The 15699-nt window shown below is 43.5% G+C and carries 13 protein-coding genes; all 13 read left to right on the forward strand.

What is annotated here, in order from left to right:
- Positions 1 to 9 precede the first annotated feature (9 nt).
- Positions 10 to 918 (forward strand): hypothetical protein, encoded by a 909-nt coding sequence (locus RYL27_RS04515; protein ID WP_314965538.1) that lies wholly within the window; start codon positions 10 to 12, stop codon positions 916 to 918.
- Between the two features lie 34 nt (positions 919 to 952).
- A complete protein-coding gene (gene cdaA, locus RYL27_RS04520) occupies positions 953 to 1837 on the forward strand; it encodes a diadenylate cyclase CdaA (RefSeq protein WP_314965540.1) in 885 nt (294 codons plus the stop codon).
- Positions 1838 to 3016, forward strand: coding sequence for a CdaR family protein (locus tag RYL27_RS04525; RefSeq protein WP_314965542.1), 1179 nt, complete (start codon positions 1838 to 1840; stop codon positions 3014 to 3016).
- Positions 2934 to 4388: an O-antigen polymerase gene (locus RYL27_RS04530; RefSeq protein ID WP_314965543.1), complete on the forward strand. Its 1455-nt coding sequence runs from the start codon at positions 2934 to 2936 to the stop codon at positions 4386 to 4388. The genes RYL27_RS04525 and RYL27_RS04530 overlap by 83 nt, the downstream gene beginning before the upstream one ends.
- Complete coding sequence (locus tag RYL27_RS04535; protein ID WP_314965545.1) at positions 4360 to 5484, forward strand: AI-2E family transporter; 1125 nt, start codon at positions 4360 to 4362, stop codon at positions 5482 to 5484. The genes RYL27_RS04530 and RYL27_RS04535 overlap by 29 nt, the downstream gene beginning before the upstream one ends.
- On the forward strand, positions 5485 to 6939 hold the full coding sequence (locus RYL27_RS04540) for a methyltransferase RsmF C-terminal domain-like protein (protein ID WP_314965546.1): 1455 nt from the start codon (positions 5485 to 5487) through the stop codon (positions 6937 to 6939).
- 113 nt (positions 6940 to 7052) lie between these two features.
- Positions 7053 to 8426, forward strand: coding sequence for a carboxyl transferase domain-containing protein (locus RYL27_RS04545; protein WP_314965548.1), 1374 nt, complete (start codon positions 7053 to 7055; stop codon positions 8424 to 8426).
- A 9-nt stretch (positions 8427 to 8435) separates the two neighbouring features.
- On the forward strand, positions 8436 to 9233 hold the full coding sequence (locus tag RYL27_RS04550; protein ID WP_314669950.1) for an OadG family protein: 798 nt from the start codon (positions 8436 to 8438) through the stop codon (positions 9231 to 9233).
- 9 nt (positions 9234 to 9242) lie between these two features.
- Positions 9243 to 9635, forward strand: a complete 393-nt coding sequence (locus tag RYL27_RS04555; RefSeq protein WP_314669955.1) for a biotin/lipoyl-containing protein — start codon at positions 9243 to 9245, stop codon at positions 9633 to 9635.
- A gap of 23 nt (positions 9636 to 9658) precedes the next feature.
- Positions 9659 to 10807 carry a sodium ion-translocating decarboxylase subunit beta gene (locus RYL27_RS04560; RefSeq protein WP_314965551.1) on the forward strand — a complete coding sequence of 383 codons (1149 nt, stop codon included), beginning with the start codon at positions 9659 to 9661 and terminating at the stop codon, positions 10805 to 10807.
- Between the two features lie 12 nt (positions 10808 to 10819).
- Positions 10820 to 12217, forward strand: a complete 1398-nt coding sequence (locus RYL27_RS04565; protein ID WP_314965553.1) for an oxaloacetate decarboxylase subunit alpha — start codon at positions 10820 to 10822, stop codon at positions 12215 to 12217.
- A 672-nt stretch (positions 12218 to 12889) separates the two neighbouring features.
- The gene (locus RYL27_RS04570; protein WP_314965554.1) at positions 12890 to 14494 is read left to right on the forward strand and encodes an N-acetylglucosaminidase; all 1605 of its coding nucleotides are present in this window, start codon (positions 12890 to 12892) and stop codon (positions 14492 to 14494) included.
- Positions 14495 to 14610: 116 nt separating this feature from the next.
- On the forward strand, positions 14611 to 15699 hold a 1089-nt coding region (locus RYL27_RS04575), incomplete at its 3' end, for a cohesin domain-containing protein (RefSeq protein ID WP_314965555.1).

Here is a 15699-nt window from a genome sequence, read left to right on the forward strand (position 1 = left end):
AGTAGGAGTATGAACGGTTTTCGACTTTTTAAAGAAAAATGTCAAAAAATATATGGACAGCAGGATTATTGGATGGTTCCTATCTTTCGTTCCTGCCTGGCCTTTCTTATCTTTTTTTCCTTAACCCGCCATTTTTCTATGGTGGGAAAACTGGCGCATCCGATTTTTCTTTTGTTTTTTAGTTTGATATCCTTTTTTCTTCCCTTTTCGACTTTGCCGATGCTTCTGGGCGTAATTTTGATGTCCTATTTTTATCAGCAATCGCTTTTGCTCTTAATCGTTTCCGGGGGCATCTTTTTGTTCTTGTTTTTATTGCAAAGCAGTATCAGGGGAAAATATGCCATTCTCATCGCTTTGATGCCCTTTTGCTTTCTTTTAAAAATCCATTATTTTTTACCGATATTTGTGGGGCTGACTATGGGCTTTACGGCCTTTTTACCTCTGGCTTTGGGATGCTTTTTATATTTTTTCTTGAGCTTTATTCAGCAGAATGAAAAGCTTTTTACGGCTTCTGCCGATCTTACGGAACAGTTGGAATCTTTGACGAAAACCCTGCTTCCCTTTTTTAAAGATAAGGAAATGCTCCTTGTATTGGTTCTTTTTTCTGCTGTGGTTGTAACGGTTTATCTGCTGAGAAACGGAAGCTTTCAATATTCCTGGCATATTGCCGTGACGGTGGGGCTGATCATGGAGGCTCTGCTTTGGGTATTGTATCCTTTACTTTCCTTGAAGATGAACTTCTTGATCAGTATTATTGCCTATATCATTTCTGCACTGCTGTCTGTATTCACCCTGTTTTTCTTCCATGATGTGGATTACCGGGGAACAAAATTTTTGCAGATGGAAGATGATGACTACTACTATTTTGTAAAGGCTGTACCGAAGAATAAAGGAGAACATTTTCCTTCTTCGGATTAAGGAATTTTCTCCATAGAGAAAAGAGAATTTTTGTGTGAACTTGATTATTTGTTGCTATGAGGAGAAAGGGGTATCGGAATTGGATTTCTTTACAAAGATTAAGGGGTGGGTAAGTTTACTTCCTGCGTTTAGTCTGTCAGGACTTGTGGAAATAGCAATTTTGGCAGGGATTATTTATGTCGTCCTTCTTTGGATTCAGAACACGAGAGCCTGGCAGTTACTGAAAGGAATTCTGGTGCTTCTTTTGTTTACGGCATTTGCCGTTTTCTTCCGTTTGAATACGATTGTTTGGTTAATTGAAAGAATTTCCACAGCGGCTATTATTGCGGCTGTTATCATTTTTCAACCGGAACTACGAAAGGCTTTGGAGCAATTAGGCTCTAAGAATCTTTTCGGGCAGTTCCAAAGGGAAGATAGCAAAGGCAGCGTCAGAGTTAATGAAGAATTAATTTCCGCATGTCAGGAAATGTCAAGATACAAGACCGGTGCATTGATTGTTATTGAGCAAAACCAAAGCCTTAAAGAGGTGGAGGATACCGGTATTTACGTGGATGGTATAGTGACGGCGGCCTTGCTCATCAATATTTTTGAAAAAAATACCCCCTTACATGATGGGGCGGTTGTGATTTCCGGGGACAGAGTGGTTTCCGCCACCTGTTATCTCCCCCTGTCCGATACCGGAATTTCCAAGGCCTACGGTACCAGACACAGGGCGGCATTGGGAATTTCGGAAAGTACGGATGCCATTACTTTGGTAGTATCCGAGGAGACGGGACGAATCTCCGTAGCCTTTCAGGGAAAGCTTATGCATGTTAAAGAGGCAGGAGAATTAATACGTTATCTTCCGAAGCAAGAGCAGGAAGAGCAGAAGAAAACTTTATTTTCCCGTATTCTTCCCAGAAAAAAGGAGGAGAGATAAATGAAGTTTTTTAAAGAGAATCTTATATTAAAGCTGGTGAGCGTGGTTCTTGCTTTGCTGCTTTGGCTGATTGTTTTCAATGTGTCCAATCCGGAGCAAAAGGAAAGCAGAACCGTGGAATTACAGATTTTAAATCAGGACACCTTTTCCGCGGAGAATAAAACCTGGGAAGTGGATCGGAGTACGGTGACAGTGAGTTATACCGTGCGAAGCAATCTGGCTTCCTCTGTAAAGGCTTCCGATTTTAAGGCCTATATTGATTTAAGCGATTACTCCATTACAGGATCCGTACCGGTCTATGTGGAGCTTGTCAATCAGGAAAATGCTTCCAGCATTTCGGATATTGTGGCCAGACCTTCCGTTGTCCATGTCAGCATAGAGGATTTACAAAAGAAAAAATTTGATTTACAGGTGCATCAACAGGGAAATGTAGCGGAGGGCTATACCGTTTCGTCCATTACTGTGGATCCTACCACCATCTACGTAAACGGTCCTGAATCTTCCGTGGGACGGATTTCCTCCTTAGGCCTTGTGGTAAATGTGGACGGCATGAATCAAAATACTGATGGAACGGGAAAGATTGTTTTTTATGATGCCAATGGAAAGATTATTCAAAATCTGCCGAATGTCACTCTGTCACAGGAACAGGTAGATTATACGGTGGTGGTTCATAAGAAGAAGGATCTTATTCTATCCGCCACAACGGAAGGAAGCGTACAAAACGGTTATACGGTGGAAGAACTTCAGATTTCTCCCAAAAGCATCAGCGTTTCCGGCAGTGAATCTGTTTTGGAAGGACTCAATCAACTGACTCTTCCTGCCCTGGATGTATCCAATGCCAAGGAGGATGTGAGTGTAAGCTTGCGTCTTAAGGATTATTTGCCCAGCGGTTTGTCTCTGGCAGAGCCCAACAGTACGGTCTATATCCATGCCACCATCAAAAAGCTTCCGGAGAGCACAAAGGAAGAGGTGGAGCAGAATACCAAGGCAAGTACTACGGAAGAGAGTACGGAGGGCACAACAGAAAGCAGTAAGTCCTCGGAAAGCACAAAGACCACGGAGGAGGAAAACCCGGCGGAAACAAAGGGAAGCGGTAATGGAGATAGTAAAGGAAGCGGAGCGGAAAGTGGAGAATCTACAGAAAACAAAGGCCCCAGCGCTGAACGGAAAACAAAATAACCGTAGAAAAAGTCTGTTTTTTGACCTTTGCTTATATACGATATTGTATGGCATGGCATATCTTTTGAAGGAAAAGGGATATGCCGTGCTTTCCTTTTTCTGCTTTCTGGTTTTGTCTCTTTATCTTTTTCTTCGGGAAAGAGAGAGAGAGGGTAGCAGTGTGACTTTACCCGGTCTTTTTGCCTTGGGATTACTTTTTGGAGAGGGTGTGGCTACTTTACAGCTTAGTAAGCTTTCTTCTCCCTGGACCATTTATACCTGGTTAAGCTATTATTTGGCTTATCTTTTATTCTTTTTAGCTTATCACGGTAGAGTGTATTTATCTGAATTCGCGGCTCTTCGCTCTAAGAAAAATAAAAAAATCTTCTCGGAAGAAGCAAAGATCGTGGATTTATCCGATAAAAAATATCGGTGGAACTTTACGGAAGGACAATTTTTAAAGCTTTGTATTTTGGGCCTTCTTTTGATTTCCTATTTTTCATTTGCGATAGAGGCATTGGCTCTTGGCTATATTCCTTTATTTACGGAGCATACCCCCCACGCATATTCTTATTTTCATCTAAAGGGGCTTCATTATTTCACCACTCTTTTTGTGCTGGTTCCTATGCTTCTTCCTTTTTTATATCAAAAAGAGGGCAGACTGAATCTGTTTTCAGGCATCAGTTTGTTTTTAGCGCTTCTTTTACCCATCCTTTTGGTGTCCCGCTTTCAGCTTCTGTTTTCCCTGTTTTTATTTGTGTTTTCTGCCCTGTATCAGGGTTTACGGATTCGGAAAAGATATCTGCTTTTATTATTTCTTTTTTTGTTATCTGCCTATGTTTTTCTTACGATAGAAAGAGCCCATTCCGTTTCCTATCTTATGGGAATCTTTGAAATGAAAAATGATAAGCTTCCGATCTTTTTGGTACAGCCCTATATGTACGTTGCCAACAATTATGAGAATTTCAATTTGCTGACAAAAAACATAGAGGAACATTCCCATGGCTTTCGTATGGCCTATCCCTTTTTAACCCTTTCCGGGGCGAAATTCTTTTTTGATTTTCCCTTGGCCTATCCGATTTATTTAACAAAGGAGGAGCTGTCCACCCTGGGGATTCTTTATGATGCATATTATGATTTCGGCCTTTTCGGTGTTATGCTTTTTTCTTTAGTGTTGGGCCTGCTTTCTTCCCGGATTAAAGAGCTTTCAAGGAAAGAGAAGAATCCTTTTGGAGGCGCATTATATATCCAATTTGCTTTTTACTTTCTCTTTTCCTTTTTTACCACCTGGTTTTCCAATGCTTCCAGCATTTTTTACTTTGCTGTGACGCTTGTACTCGCAGTTCTATGGAAGGGCTTTGTTCATGAAAAAAATTCTGCTGTATCTTTATAAAATGCTTTTTCCTTTGGGGGTATGTTTTTTCTTTCTGTATTTTCTCCCTAAATTATTGTTCTTTTTTCTTCCCTTTACTCTTGGGGCGATTATTGCTTTTTGCTTAAATCCCTTGATTTCTTTTTTGCAAAAGAGATTTCCGTTTTTTAAGAAGAAGCAAATATCTCTGGTGCTGACCTTAGCTATTTTTGCTTTATTTTTCTATCTTTGCTTTTGTCTTATGCAGTTGGGACTGCCCATGATTAAGCAGCGCATTTCTCATTTGCCCTTGGAAATTCAGGATTTAAAGGGGCAATTGGAGAAGGTGATAGAAGAAAATTTGCCCTACTTTCCTCCGTTCATCCAAAACCTGCTGTCGGATCTTCCGGGCACTTTGGACAGCTTAGGAAGAACCATGATGAATAAATGGACTTCTCCGGCTTTGCAATTCTCCTTGCATGTGGTTAGCGGTTTGCCGGAGCTGTTCCTTTACCTGATTATTACTATACTGTCTGCCCTTTGCTTTTCTCAGGAAGGAGCAATGCTGTTATCGATTCTCCATCGAAATATTCCGGAACAGTTCAGAAAATATATGCAGCTTCTTAAGGAGGACGGAAAAAAGATTTTAAAGGGTTATGTTTGGGCGCAAATTCAAATCATGTTTTGTGTGTTTATTCTCTTAAGCGTCGGTTTTTCCTTATTGAGAGTGGAACTTGCGATTCCTTTGGCTTTTCTAACCGCTTTTTTGGATGCCCTCCCTGTTTTCGGCGTGGGATTTATTATGTGGCCCTGGATGGCGCTGATTTTATTAAAGGGAAAATTTTTACTCTTTTTGGCTCTTTTATTGATTTACATTCTAAGCCAGATGATTCGACAGATTTTGCAACCGAAGATTATTGGAGATGCGGTGGGGCTGCCCCCTTTACTGGCTCTGATTTTTCTCTTTTTAGGCTATAAGCTTTACGGGATTTCCGGAATGGTTTTAGCCCTGCCTGTTGGCATGCTGTTGGTGCGTTTTTATCATTACGGAGCATTCTCCGGATTTTTCTCTGCCGGAAAGGCCTTAGGGAAAATGCTCCTAGACTATGCCGGTGTAAAAAAGGATGAGGAAGTGTAAATGAAGGAGAACTGTCAGGAAAATCATATTTCATTGCCTGAGGAGTTTTGTGAAAGAATGAAAATCAGGCTGGGGCAGGATTGGGAGGCTTTTTTAGAAGCCGGTTCTATGCCTCCTAAGCGAGGGCTTCGGCTGAACCTACAGAAAGTGGATGCTCATCCGGATTTTCCCTTAAAAGATTGGAAGGAAAATTGGAAGCTGGATGAGTTAATAAAAGAATCTAGCAGAGAATATCTTTGTGATGAAGAGTATTTGCAAAGTATAGGAGTGCAAATCGGGCACGATGCCTACCATGAGGCAGGGCTTTATTATATTCAGGATCCATCCGCCATGTCGGTGGTTCCTTATATGGAGATTCGCCCTTTTGACAGATGTCTGGATCTTTGCGCCAGTCCCGGGGGAAAAAGCTTACAGATTGCTGATCGCCTAAAGACAGAGGAAGGCGGGATCCTTCTTTCCAACGAATTCATTATGGAAAGAGCCAAAAATCTTTCCAAAAATGTGGAACGTATGGGCTATAGCCATGTGGCGGTGAGCTCCTGCTCCGCTGAAGAGCTGGAAGAGCATTTTCCGGCATTCTTTTCCAGAATTTTGGTGGATGCGCCCTGTTCCGGAGAGGGGATGTTTCGGAAAAATCCGGAGGCTATAGCGGATTGGTCCTTAGAGAAGGTTTCCCAATGTGCAGGTCTACAAAGAGAGATTCTGGACCATGCCCTAGGAATGCTTAGAGAGGGGGGGCTTTTGGCTTACTCCACCTGTACCTTTTCCGAAGAGGAAAATGAAGGAATGCGGGAGTGGATTTTAGATAAGCATCCGGAGCTCAGCTTTTTAGGAGAGAGGCATCTTTATTTTCATAACAGTGTGGGAGAGGGACAGTATTTTGCCATATTTCGTAAGCAGGGAAATGACCTAAAGAGAGAGGATGTGGATACTTCTAAACTTTCCATGCTGTGGGAAAAGAAGGCAAAAAAATATTTCTATTATCCCTCTTCTTTAAAATGCTTCCTGCCCTTGCCGCTCCTTCGTATCGGCGTTGCCGTACTGGAAGAGGGAAAGAAGGGATGGGAATGGAGCCACAGCTTAAGCCACGCTATAGACCTTCCTAAATGGGGGGAGGCCCTTACAAAGCTTCCTGAAAAATCGCCGGAGACCAAATTGCTTTACAGACTTTCCCTGTCCGGGGAAGACAGAAGGGTAGAGGCCTATCTTAATGGACAAGAAATAGCGGTGGAGAAAGAAGAGCTTCGGAATTTTCTTATGGCCGACAGGAAAGGAAAGGTAAACAATAAAGAAAGCGATAAAGAAAGCGATAAAGAAAGCGATAAAGAAAGCGATAAAGAAAGCGATAAAGGATTAGCTCTTTGTGCATGTGACGGACTTCCTTTGGGCTTTGGATACTACCGAAACGGAAGGCTTAGAAACCTCTATCCTAAGGGAATACGCTTTAAAAAATAGAACCATATATTAAATGTTTGTTATTTCTTTGGCTTGAATTAGATTTTGCTATCGTTTACAATAAGCCATGTTAAAAGGGTAATTTGCCCTCAAAATAGAAATGGAGGAAGATTATGGATCAGCGTAATTCTTTGGCAAGGAAGCGTATAGAGGCCTTGCTGGATGAATCCAGTTTTGTGGAAATCGGTGCTCATGTTTGCAGCAGAAGTACAGATTTTAATTCCGGTGAGAAACAGGAAGCATCGGATGGAGTCATTTGTGGGTATGGCAGTATTTCCGGTAAGCCGGTATATATTTATGCACAAGATAGAGAAGTACTCTCCGGGAGTATCGGAGAGATGCATGGAAAGAAGATTGCCGCTCTCTATGATACAGCGATGAAAATGGGCTGCCCGGTGGTGGAATTACTGGATTCCAGCGGACTTCGTATTCCGGAAGCTACAGATGCTATTTTTGCCCTTTCCACCATTTACGAGAAAAAGGCAAAGGCGAAGGGTTTGGTTCCCCAATATACCGTGATTTTCGGACAGGTAGGAGGAGGTCTTGCCATTCTTCCTTCCCTTTCCGATTTTTCCTTTATGGAAAAAGAGGAGGCAAGACTCTTCCTTACCGCTCCTGATGGGGTGGAGGGCAATAAGGACGAGGCTTTTGCGAAAGCAGAGTCACAGGCTAAGCAGGGAAATCTTGACTTTTACGGTACGGAGGAAGAGATTTTTGATGAAGTTCGTAAGGCGTTTGCTTTTTTACCTGCCAATAATGAAGATGCAGCTTATCAGGAGGATGTGGAAGACAGCTTAAACCGCAGTGTGGAGGGCTTCTTTGCATTGGCACCGAGAGAGGCACTGGAAACTCTTTCAGATGAAGGAAGAATCTTTGAAGTAAAGTCTCATTTTGGTGAGGGGGCAGTTACTGCCTTTATTTCCTTAAATGGACAGACTGTGGGTGCGGTGGCTACTAATGGTGAGCCTCTGCATTGGAAGGCAGTGGAAAAGATGGATCAATTCCTTCGCTTCTGTAACAGCTATTCTATTCCTATCCTGACAGTGTGTGATGTGCCGGGCTTTGAAAACTGCTCTTGCAATGAAAAGCACATGGCAAAGGCTATGGCAAGTCTTCTTTCCATCTATGGAAATGCTTCTGTGCCTATGGTGAGCCTTGTGAAGAAGGCTATCGGTTCCGCAGGAGCGGCGATTGGCAGCAAGGGACTGGGCGTGGACTTGGTTTATGCATATCCCGAGTCTGAGATTTCCATTATGGATGCCAAGTACGCAGCGGATATTTTGTATCCTGAAAAATCCGCTTCCGAGAGAGAAGAGGAAAGTAAGAAATTTTTAGCAGAGAAATCTTCTGCCTTAGCGGCGGCAAAGAGAGGCTATGTGGATGATTTGATTTTACCGGAGGAAAGCCGTCAAAGAATTATTTCCGCTTTTGAAATCTTATACGGAAAGGCTAACTTTGATTTTCATAAAAAATTTGGAAGCAACTAGGAGGGGAAAATGAAGAAAATAAAGAAAACATTCCTCCTCTGTACTTTGCTTCTGTCCTTCTTTTTGCTTTCCTGCGGAAAGCAGACTGTGGAAGCGGAAGCCTTGGATTCTTCCACATCGGCTGAACTTGAACAAACGATAGAGCAGTATTTTACCTCTATGGTAACCCAGGATGAGAGCAGTCTTAATCAGGGGATTCAGGAGGCCTACAAGGCTAAGGAAGAGGTTCTCTATAATGCCTTAAATAATTTCAAGAATGACAAAGAGGAGCTTGGAGAATTTCAGGAGGTCAAGGAGAACATTGTCACAAAAGAGAATGGAGAATACAAGTTTCATCTTGTGGCACAGTTCGAAAAAAGAAAATTAGACTTTGATGCATCTTTAAAAGAGGATTACAGCGGCTTCACCTCCATGAGCTTTGTTCCGGAGTACAGTATGGAAGAGAAGATGGCTTCCGCCGGACAAAATCTCTTGGTGGGCATGGGAATGGTTTTTGCCGTACTCATTTTCATTGCCTGGATTATCAGCCTGTTTAAGTACATTCACATTTGGGAAGAAAAACACCAAGAGAAAAAGGCTAAGAGAAAGATGCCGGCTCCTACAGCTAAGGCGGTAGAAAAGCAAGTTCCCAAGCGCGTGGTTCCTGTTGTAGAAAAAGAAGAGGGTATCCCTGAGGATGTATTAAGCATTGTAATGATGGCGGCTATTGAGGCCTATGAAGCGGAGCAGGTCGTGGAAAATCCTTTTAAGGATGCCAAGGAATTAAACAACGGTCTGGTGGTTCGTTCGATTAGAAGACGGAGATAAGGAGAGATTATGAAGCAGTATACAATTACAGTAAACGGTGTAGCTTATGATGTAACAGTAGAGGAGAAAAACGGCGGTGTTGTTTCCGCTCCAAAGGCAGTGGAGAAATCCGCGCCTGCAGCTTCTGCGCCTGCAGCTTCTGCTCCTGTAGCCTCCGCACCTGCAGCATCTGCTGCCAAGGAAGGCAATGTGGCAGTATCCGCGCCTATGCCCGGAAAGATTCTTGCGGTAAAGGCGAAAGAAGGAGATAGTGTAAAGGCAGGAGACGTACTTCTTGTTTTGGAAGCCATGAAGATGGAAAACGACATTGTAGCTCCACAGGATGGTGTTGTAGCAAGCATTAACGTAAAGGTGGGAGACAGCGTGGAATCCGGTGCGAAATTGGCCAGCTTAAACGCATAAAGTTAGGATAGGAGGATATTTTCATGAATATAGTAGAGACCTTATCCAATCTACTACAGCAAACGGCCTTCTTTCATCTTACTCCGGGAAATTACCTGATGATTCTTGTTGCCCTGGTTTTCCTGTATCTGGGAATTGCCAAGGGATTTGAGCCCTTATTGATGGTACCTATTGCTTTCGGAATGCTTTTGGTAAATATCTATCCGGATATTATGTTAAGCCCGGAAAAGTCCATCAATGGAACCGGGGGACTTTTATGGTATTTCTTCCGTTTAGATGAATGGACCATTTTACCGTCTTTGATTTTCCTGGGAGTGGGAGCCCAGACGGACTTCTCCCCGTTGATTGCCAATCCCATCAGCTTCTTACTGGGAGCGGCGGCACAGTTCGGTATTTATGCAGCTTACTTTATTGCCATTTTCCTTGGCTTTAACGGAGCGGCTGCTGCGGCAATTTCCATCATCGGAGGAGCGGACGGTCCTACCTCCATCTTCCTTTGCAACAAGCTGGGACAGACGGCATTGCTTGGACCTATTGCGGTTGCGGCATACAGCTATATGTCTTTGGTTCCTATCATCCAGCCGCCTATTATGCGGGCTTTAACCACCAAGGAAGAGCGGATGTGTAAGATGGAGCAGTTAAGACCGGTTTTCAAGCTGGAAAAAATTCTGTTCCCCATTGTGGTAACCATTGTGGTTTGTTTGATTTTACCCACCACAGCACCCCTTGTAGGTATGCTGATGCTGGGAAATCTTTTTAAAGAGTCCGGTGTTGTAAAGCAGTTAACAGACACTGCGGCAAATGCCATGATGTATATTGTGGTTATTTTACTGGGAACCTCTGTAGGAGCAACCACCTCTGCAGAAGCCTTTTTAAATGTAAATACCTTAAAGATTGTTTTCTTGGGACTGGTAGCCTTTGCCTTCGGAACAGCGGCAGGTGTACTTCTCGGAAAAGTGATGTACTATGCTTCCGGAAAGAAGATTAATCCGTTAATCGGTTCCGCAGGCGTTTCCGCAGTGCCTATGGCGGCAAGAGTATCCCAAAAGGTGGGAGCGGAATCAGACCCGACCAACTTCCTTTTAATGCATGCCATGGGACCGAATGTGGCAGGGGTTATCGGAACGGCGGTTGCAGCAGGAATCTTTATGGCTGTGTTTGGAGTGAAATAGAAAGGGGAAAATATGGCAAAAGTTAAGATTACGGAGACCGTGCTGAGAGATGCGCACCAGTCCTTGATTGCCACAAGAATGCCCAGTGAATTGATGGAGCCTATTTTGGACAAGATGGATCAGGTAGGATACCATGCGGTGGAATGTTGGGGAGGAGCAACCTTTGATGCCTGCCTTCGTTTCCTAAAGGAAGATCCCTGGGAAAGACTTCGGATGTTGAAAAGACATTTTAAGAATACGAAGCTGCAAATGTTGTTCCGCGGACAGAATATCTTAGGCTACAATCACTACGCAGATGATGTGGTGGAGTACTTTGTAGAAAAATCCATTGCCAACGGCATTGATGTCATTCGAATTTTCGACTGCTTAAATGATATTCGAAATCTGGAAACTGCCGTAAAGGCCACCAGAAAAGAAGGGGGACATGCCCAGATCGCTCTTTGCTATACCCTGGGAGATGCTTATACCTTGGAATACTGGGAGAACCTGGCAAGAGATGTGGAAAATCTCGGTGCGGATTCCCTTTGCATTAAGGACATGGCAGGTCTGCTTCTTCCTAAGGAGGCAACAGAGCTGGTTGGGGCTTTAAAGAGAGGAACCTCTCTTCCCATAGAGATGCACACCCACTATACTTCCGGTATGGCTTCCATGACCTATTTAAAGGCTATTGAAGCAGGGGCGGATATTATTGATACCGCATCAACTCCCTTGGCTATGGGAACTTCCCAGCCATCTACAGAGGTTATGGTAGCGGCTTTACAGGGCACCGAGTATGATACCGGCCTTGATCTGGACAAGCTTATTGAAATTTCCAATTATTTCCAGCCTTACCGGGAGGAATGTATCAAATCCGGCCTTCTTTCCACAAAGGTATTGGGCGTAGATATCAAGGCCTTAAAGTATCAGGTTCCCGGAGGAATGTTATCTAATCTGATTTCCCAGCTGCATCAGGCAGGGAAGGACGAGAAGCTTCAGGATGTTTTGGAGGAGGTTCCAAGAGTGCGTAAGGACTTTGGAGAGCCGCCACTGGTTACTCCGTCTTCTCAGATTGTAGGAACCCAGGCGGTAATGAATGTGATTACCGGAGAGCGGTATAAGATGGTTCCCAAGGAGTCATACAAGCTGGTTGCGGGAGAGTTCGGTAGAACCGTAAAGCCTATGGATGAAGAAATGCTGAAGAAGGTCTTAAAGGGAGAGAAGCAGATGACAGATCGCCCAGCAGACCATATTCCGCCACAGCTTGAGCAGTTTAAGGAAGAATGTAAGGAATGGACACAGCAGCCGGAGGACGTACTGTCTTACGCATTATTCCCTCAGGTGGCCAAGGACTTCTTCCAGTACAGAGATGCCCAGAAATCCGGCATCGCGTTAAAGAACGCTGATAAAGAAAATAAAGCCTACCCGGTGTAAAATGAGGTAGAAGAACAAAACAAATCGAAGAGACTGTAAAAATCAAAATGATTTTCTAAGCAATATAGGTCTGAAACGGGGCACGCTCTCGCTAGCCTCGCCACATAGCAGTACTAACTTCAAGCTTCGCTTAGCTCGCTTTCAGTAAGTACTGATGGGCTCAGACTACCCCGCATTCAGACCTATATTGTCGAAAATCCCTTTATTTTTTTGATTTTTACAGTTCTTTTTTGTTTCCTTCTACCTTATTTTAGAGCCTATAAGCAGAGGAGAAACAGACTTATTCCTTCTAGGATAGCTTTTGATAAGGGACAATCTGAGCCCGTCGGCTCTTAGCTTTTGTTTTGTAAAAGCTTAGAGCCGCTATGAGGCGAGGTTAGCGAGAGCGTATCCCGTTCCAAAAGCTATCCTAGAAGGGATGCATTCTCTCTGCTGATATCCTCGTTCATTACTTTTCTTTGTCATTTGTCTGAATAATTCCAAGAAGCATTGACGGAAGGAAATAAAAAAATTAAAATGATGCAAGAAAATCTTCATTGAAAATTATTTTTTAATCTTTATAATTTCCGATAGAATTGCAGATGTATAAAGACAGGGATTTTTTCCCTGATGGATCACAAAGAGATGCTTTTTCGAGAACATCATTCTTTGGCGTAAAGGGCAGGGAGAAAAATGAGAAGAACAAGTTGGAGACGTTTTATAAGTTTAGGATTAATCTTGAGCAGCGTTTTTGCTACGCAAGCTTTTGCTACAGAAAAGGATGCCGTAATTAAGGGCAGTATGGTCAATGTAAGGGCTGAAGCCAACAAGAACAGTAAAAAGGTGACGAACCTTTATTCCAATACAGCCGTTAAAGTAGGGGATCCGGTGCAAAACTCTTCCGGAGAAAGCTGGTATCCGGTTAATTTCCAAGGGGGAAGCGGATATATTCGTTCCGATTTTGTAAAATTTCCGGTTCAATACCAAAGGGATGAGGCCTTTGAGAACGCTTTAAATCAACAGGGCTTTCCGGAAGCTTATAAGGACGGCCTAAGAGCTCTCCATGCAGAGTTTCCCAACTGGCAGTTTAAGGCTTTACATACCAATTTGGATTGGCAGAGAGTTTTAGACGGAGAGATGGAAGGAACCGGCAGTCTTGTGGACAAGAATGCTATTTCATCCTGGAAGTCCACCGATCAGGGAAAATATGACTGGAATACAGGAACATGGGTAGGATTTGACGGTCCTACCTGGGTTGGTGCCTCCAGACAATTAACAGCATACTATATGGATCCCAGAAACTTTTTGGATGAGTCCTACATTTTCCAATTCTTACTCCACAGCTATAATCCGGAGGAACAGACGAGAGACGGTTTGGCAGCCATGCTAATGGGCAGCTTTATGGATAGCGGAAGTCAAGGCAGTGGAAATGGGGGAAACAGCGGAAGCGGAGATGCTTCCTCTACCCAGAATTCAACGGAAACAGTAGTCATTTCCAATGATGGACCGGGAGCAAACATATCAAATGCGGAGGGAACGGTTATTCCTTCTGGAAGCACAGCGGCATCTGCAGACAATTCCAATACAAGTAACGGAACAAATGCAGGCGGTGTGGATTACGTGAGTATTATTATGAAGGCTGCGGAGCAGTCTAAGCAGAATCCCTATGTTCTTGCTTCCATGATTTTACAGGAGCAGGGAAAAGGAAGCAGCGGTTCTATTTCCGGAAGTAGCGGACATTACAATTATTTTAATATCGGTGCTTACCAGGATGGAAAGATGGGAGCCATAGAGAGAGGTATTTGGTATGCCAAGCAAAGTGGCAGCTATATGCGTCCCTGGAATAGCAGAGAAAAGTCTATTGTGGGCGGAGCACAGTTCTTTGCGGAAAATTATATGAATGCGGGACAGAATACTTTGTACCTGAAGAAGTGGAACGTACAAGGCTCCAACCTGTTTAAGCATCAATATATGACCAATGTACAGGGAGCTGCCGAGGAAGGGGCAAAGTTATCTTCAGCTTACAGCAAAGATATGAAGAATAAAGCTCTGGTTTTCTCCATCCCCGTATATAAGGATATGCCGGGACAGAAAGAGCCGATTCCTACCGGAGATGAGAAACCCACAAGAAAAGATGGTGGCAACAGTTCCGGAGATAGCTCGGGCAGCGGTAATAGCACAGTAAGCAATGCAGGAAATGCAGGTGCTAATGGAAATGGAAGCAACACAAACAGCTCAGCAGGGAAGACAGAGAGCGGTGTAGAAGTAGTGGAGATTGGAAAGAGTCCTCTTGGTTAAAAAGTCTTGAAAGAATTCTCATCTTTCAGTAAAATATAACGGAATGTGTCGAGTAAAGCTTCGGGTACTGTCAGAGGATGGGAAGACTCGAATCAGAGGAATTTGAGGAAATAATAATGAAATCATTACAATATATACTATATACTTGCCTGCTCAGCCTTCTGTTTTCCATGGCTGTTTTTGCTGCAGACGGACAGCTAAGCTTTTCCGATCCGACAGGTAAGGTGGGAGAAGAAATCACGGTGAATATGAAGGTGAAGAGTGATACTCCTTTAGCCAGAGTAGATATTACCCTTCGCTACGACAGTAATTCTTTGCAGTTTGTCAGCGGAACGAATACTGATGGAGGTGCAGGAACTCTGCGTGTACACGGTACCGGCGATAATTCCGTAGCAAATACCTTGGCATTTGCTTTGAAATTCAAGGCTGCTTCCGCAGGACAGTCCAGTATTACGGTAGAAAAGCAGGAAATATACAGCGGGGATGAAAGTCTTTTAAACCTTACCCATGTGGGAAAAGGTGCTGTAAATATTACTGCAGAAGAAACAAGCAGTGAAAGCGCGGCGGAAACTTCAGCCTCTGCAGAAGAAAGTGAAGAGGCGGAGACTAAGAACGAGGGGGTTAAGCTTACCGCAAAGGACAAGAGCATTACCATTATGAATCCCGGCTCCGATGTAAAGATTCCGGATGGCTTTTGGGAAAGCACCATTGATGTAGACGGTCATCAGGTAAAGGGATGGGTATGGAAGGCCGATACAGAGCATCAGTACATTATTGTTTATGGAATGAATGATGCGGGGGATTTACACTTTTATCGTTACGACTTAAAGGAAAAAACCATTCAGCGGTATTTTCAGGATCCCTTAGAGGCTGAGCAGAAGAAAAATGCGGAAAGCTATCCAACTTTATTAAATCAATATGATGCTTTGGTAGGAAAATATAATGTTCAGACCATATTAAGCATAGTTTTTGCCTTAGTGGCTTTGCTTCTTGCCGCCCTATCCATCTTCCTGTGGCAGACACGTAGCAGATTGAAGAAAGTTATTGCCTTCCAGAAAGAAACCTTGGAGCGAGAGCGAAAGGAAAGCCGACCCAATGTAGAGCGTTTCTCTTTAAAGGAAGAATTTCCCATGAAGGAAAAGGATTTCCCCGAGGAAGAGGAAGAAGAGGGAAGAACCAAGCTGATTGGACGTAGACCCAATGTG

The sequence above is a fragment of the Oribacterium sinus genome (genome assembly GCF_963537195.1).
Lineage (GTDB): Bacteria > Bacillota > Clostridia > Lachnospirales > Lachnospiraceae > Oribacterium > Oribacterium sinus_A.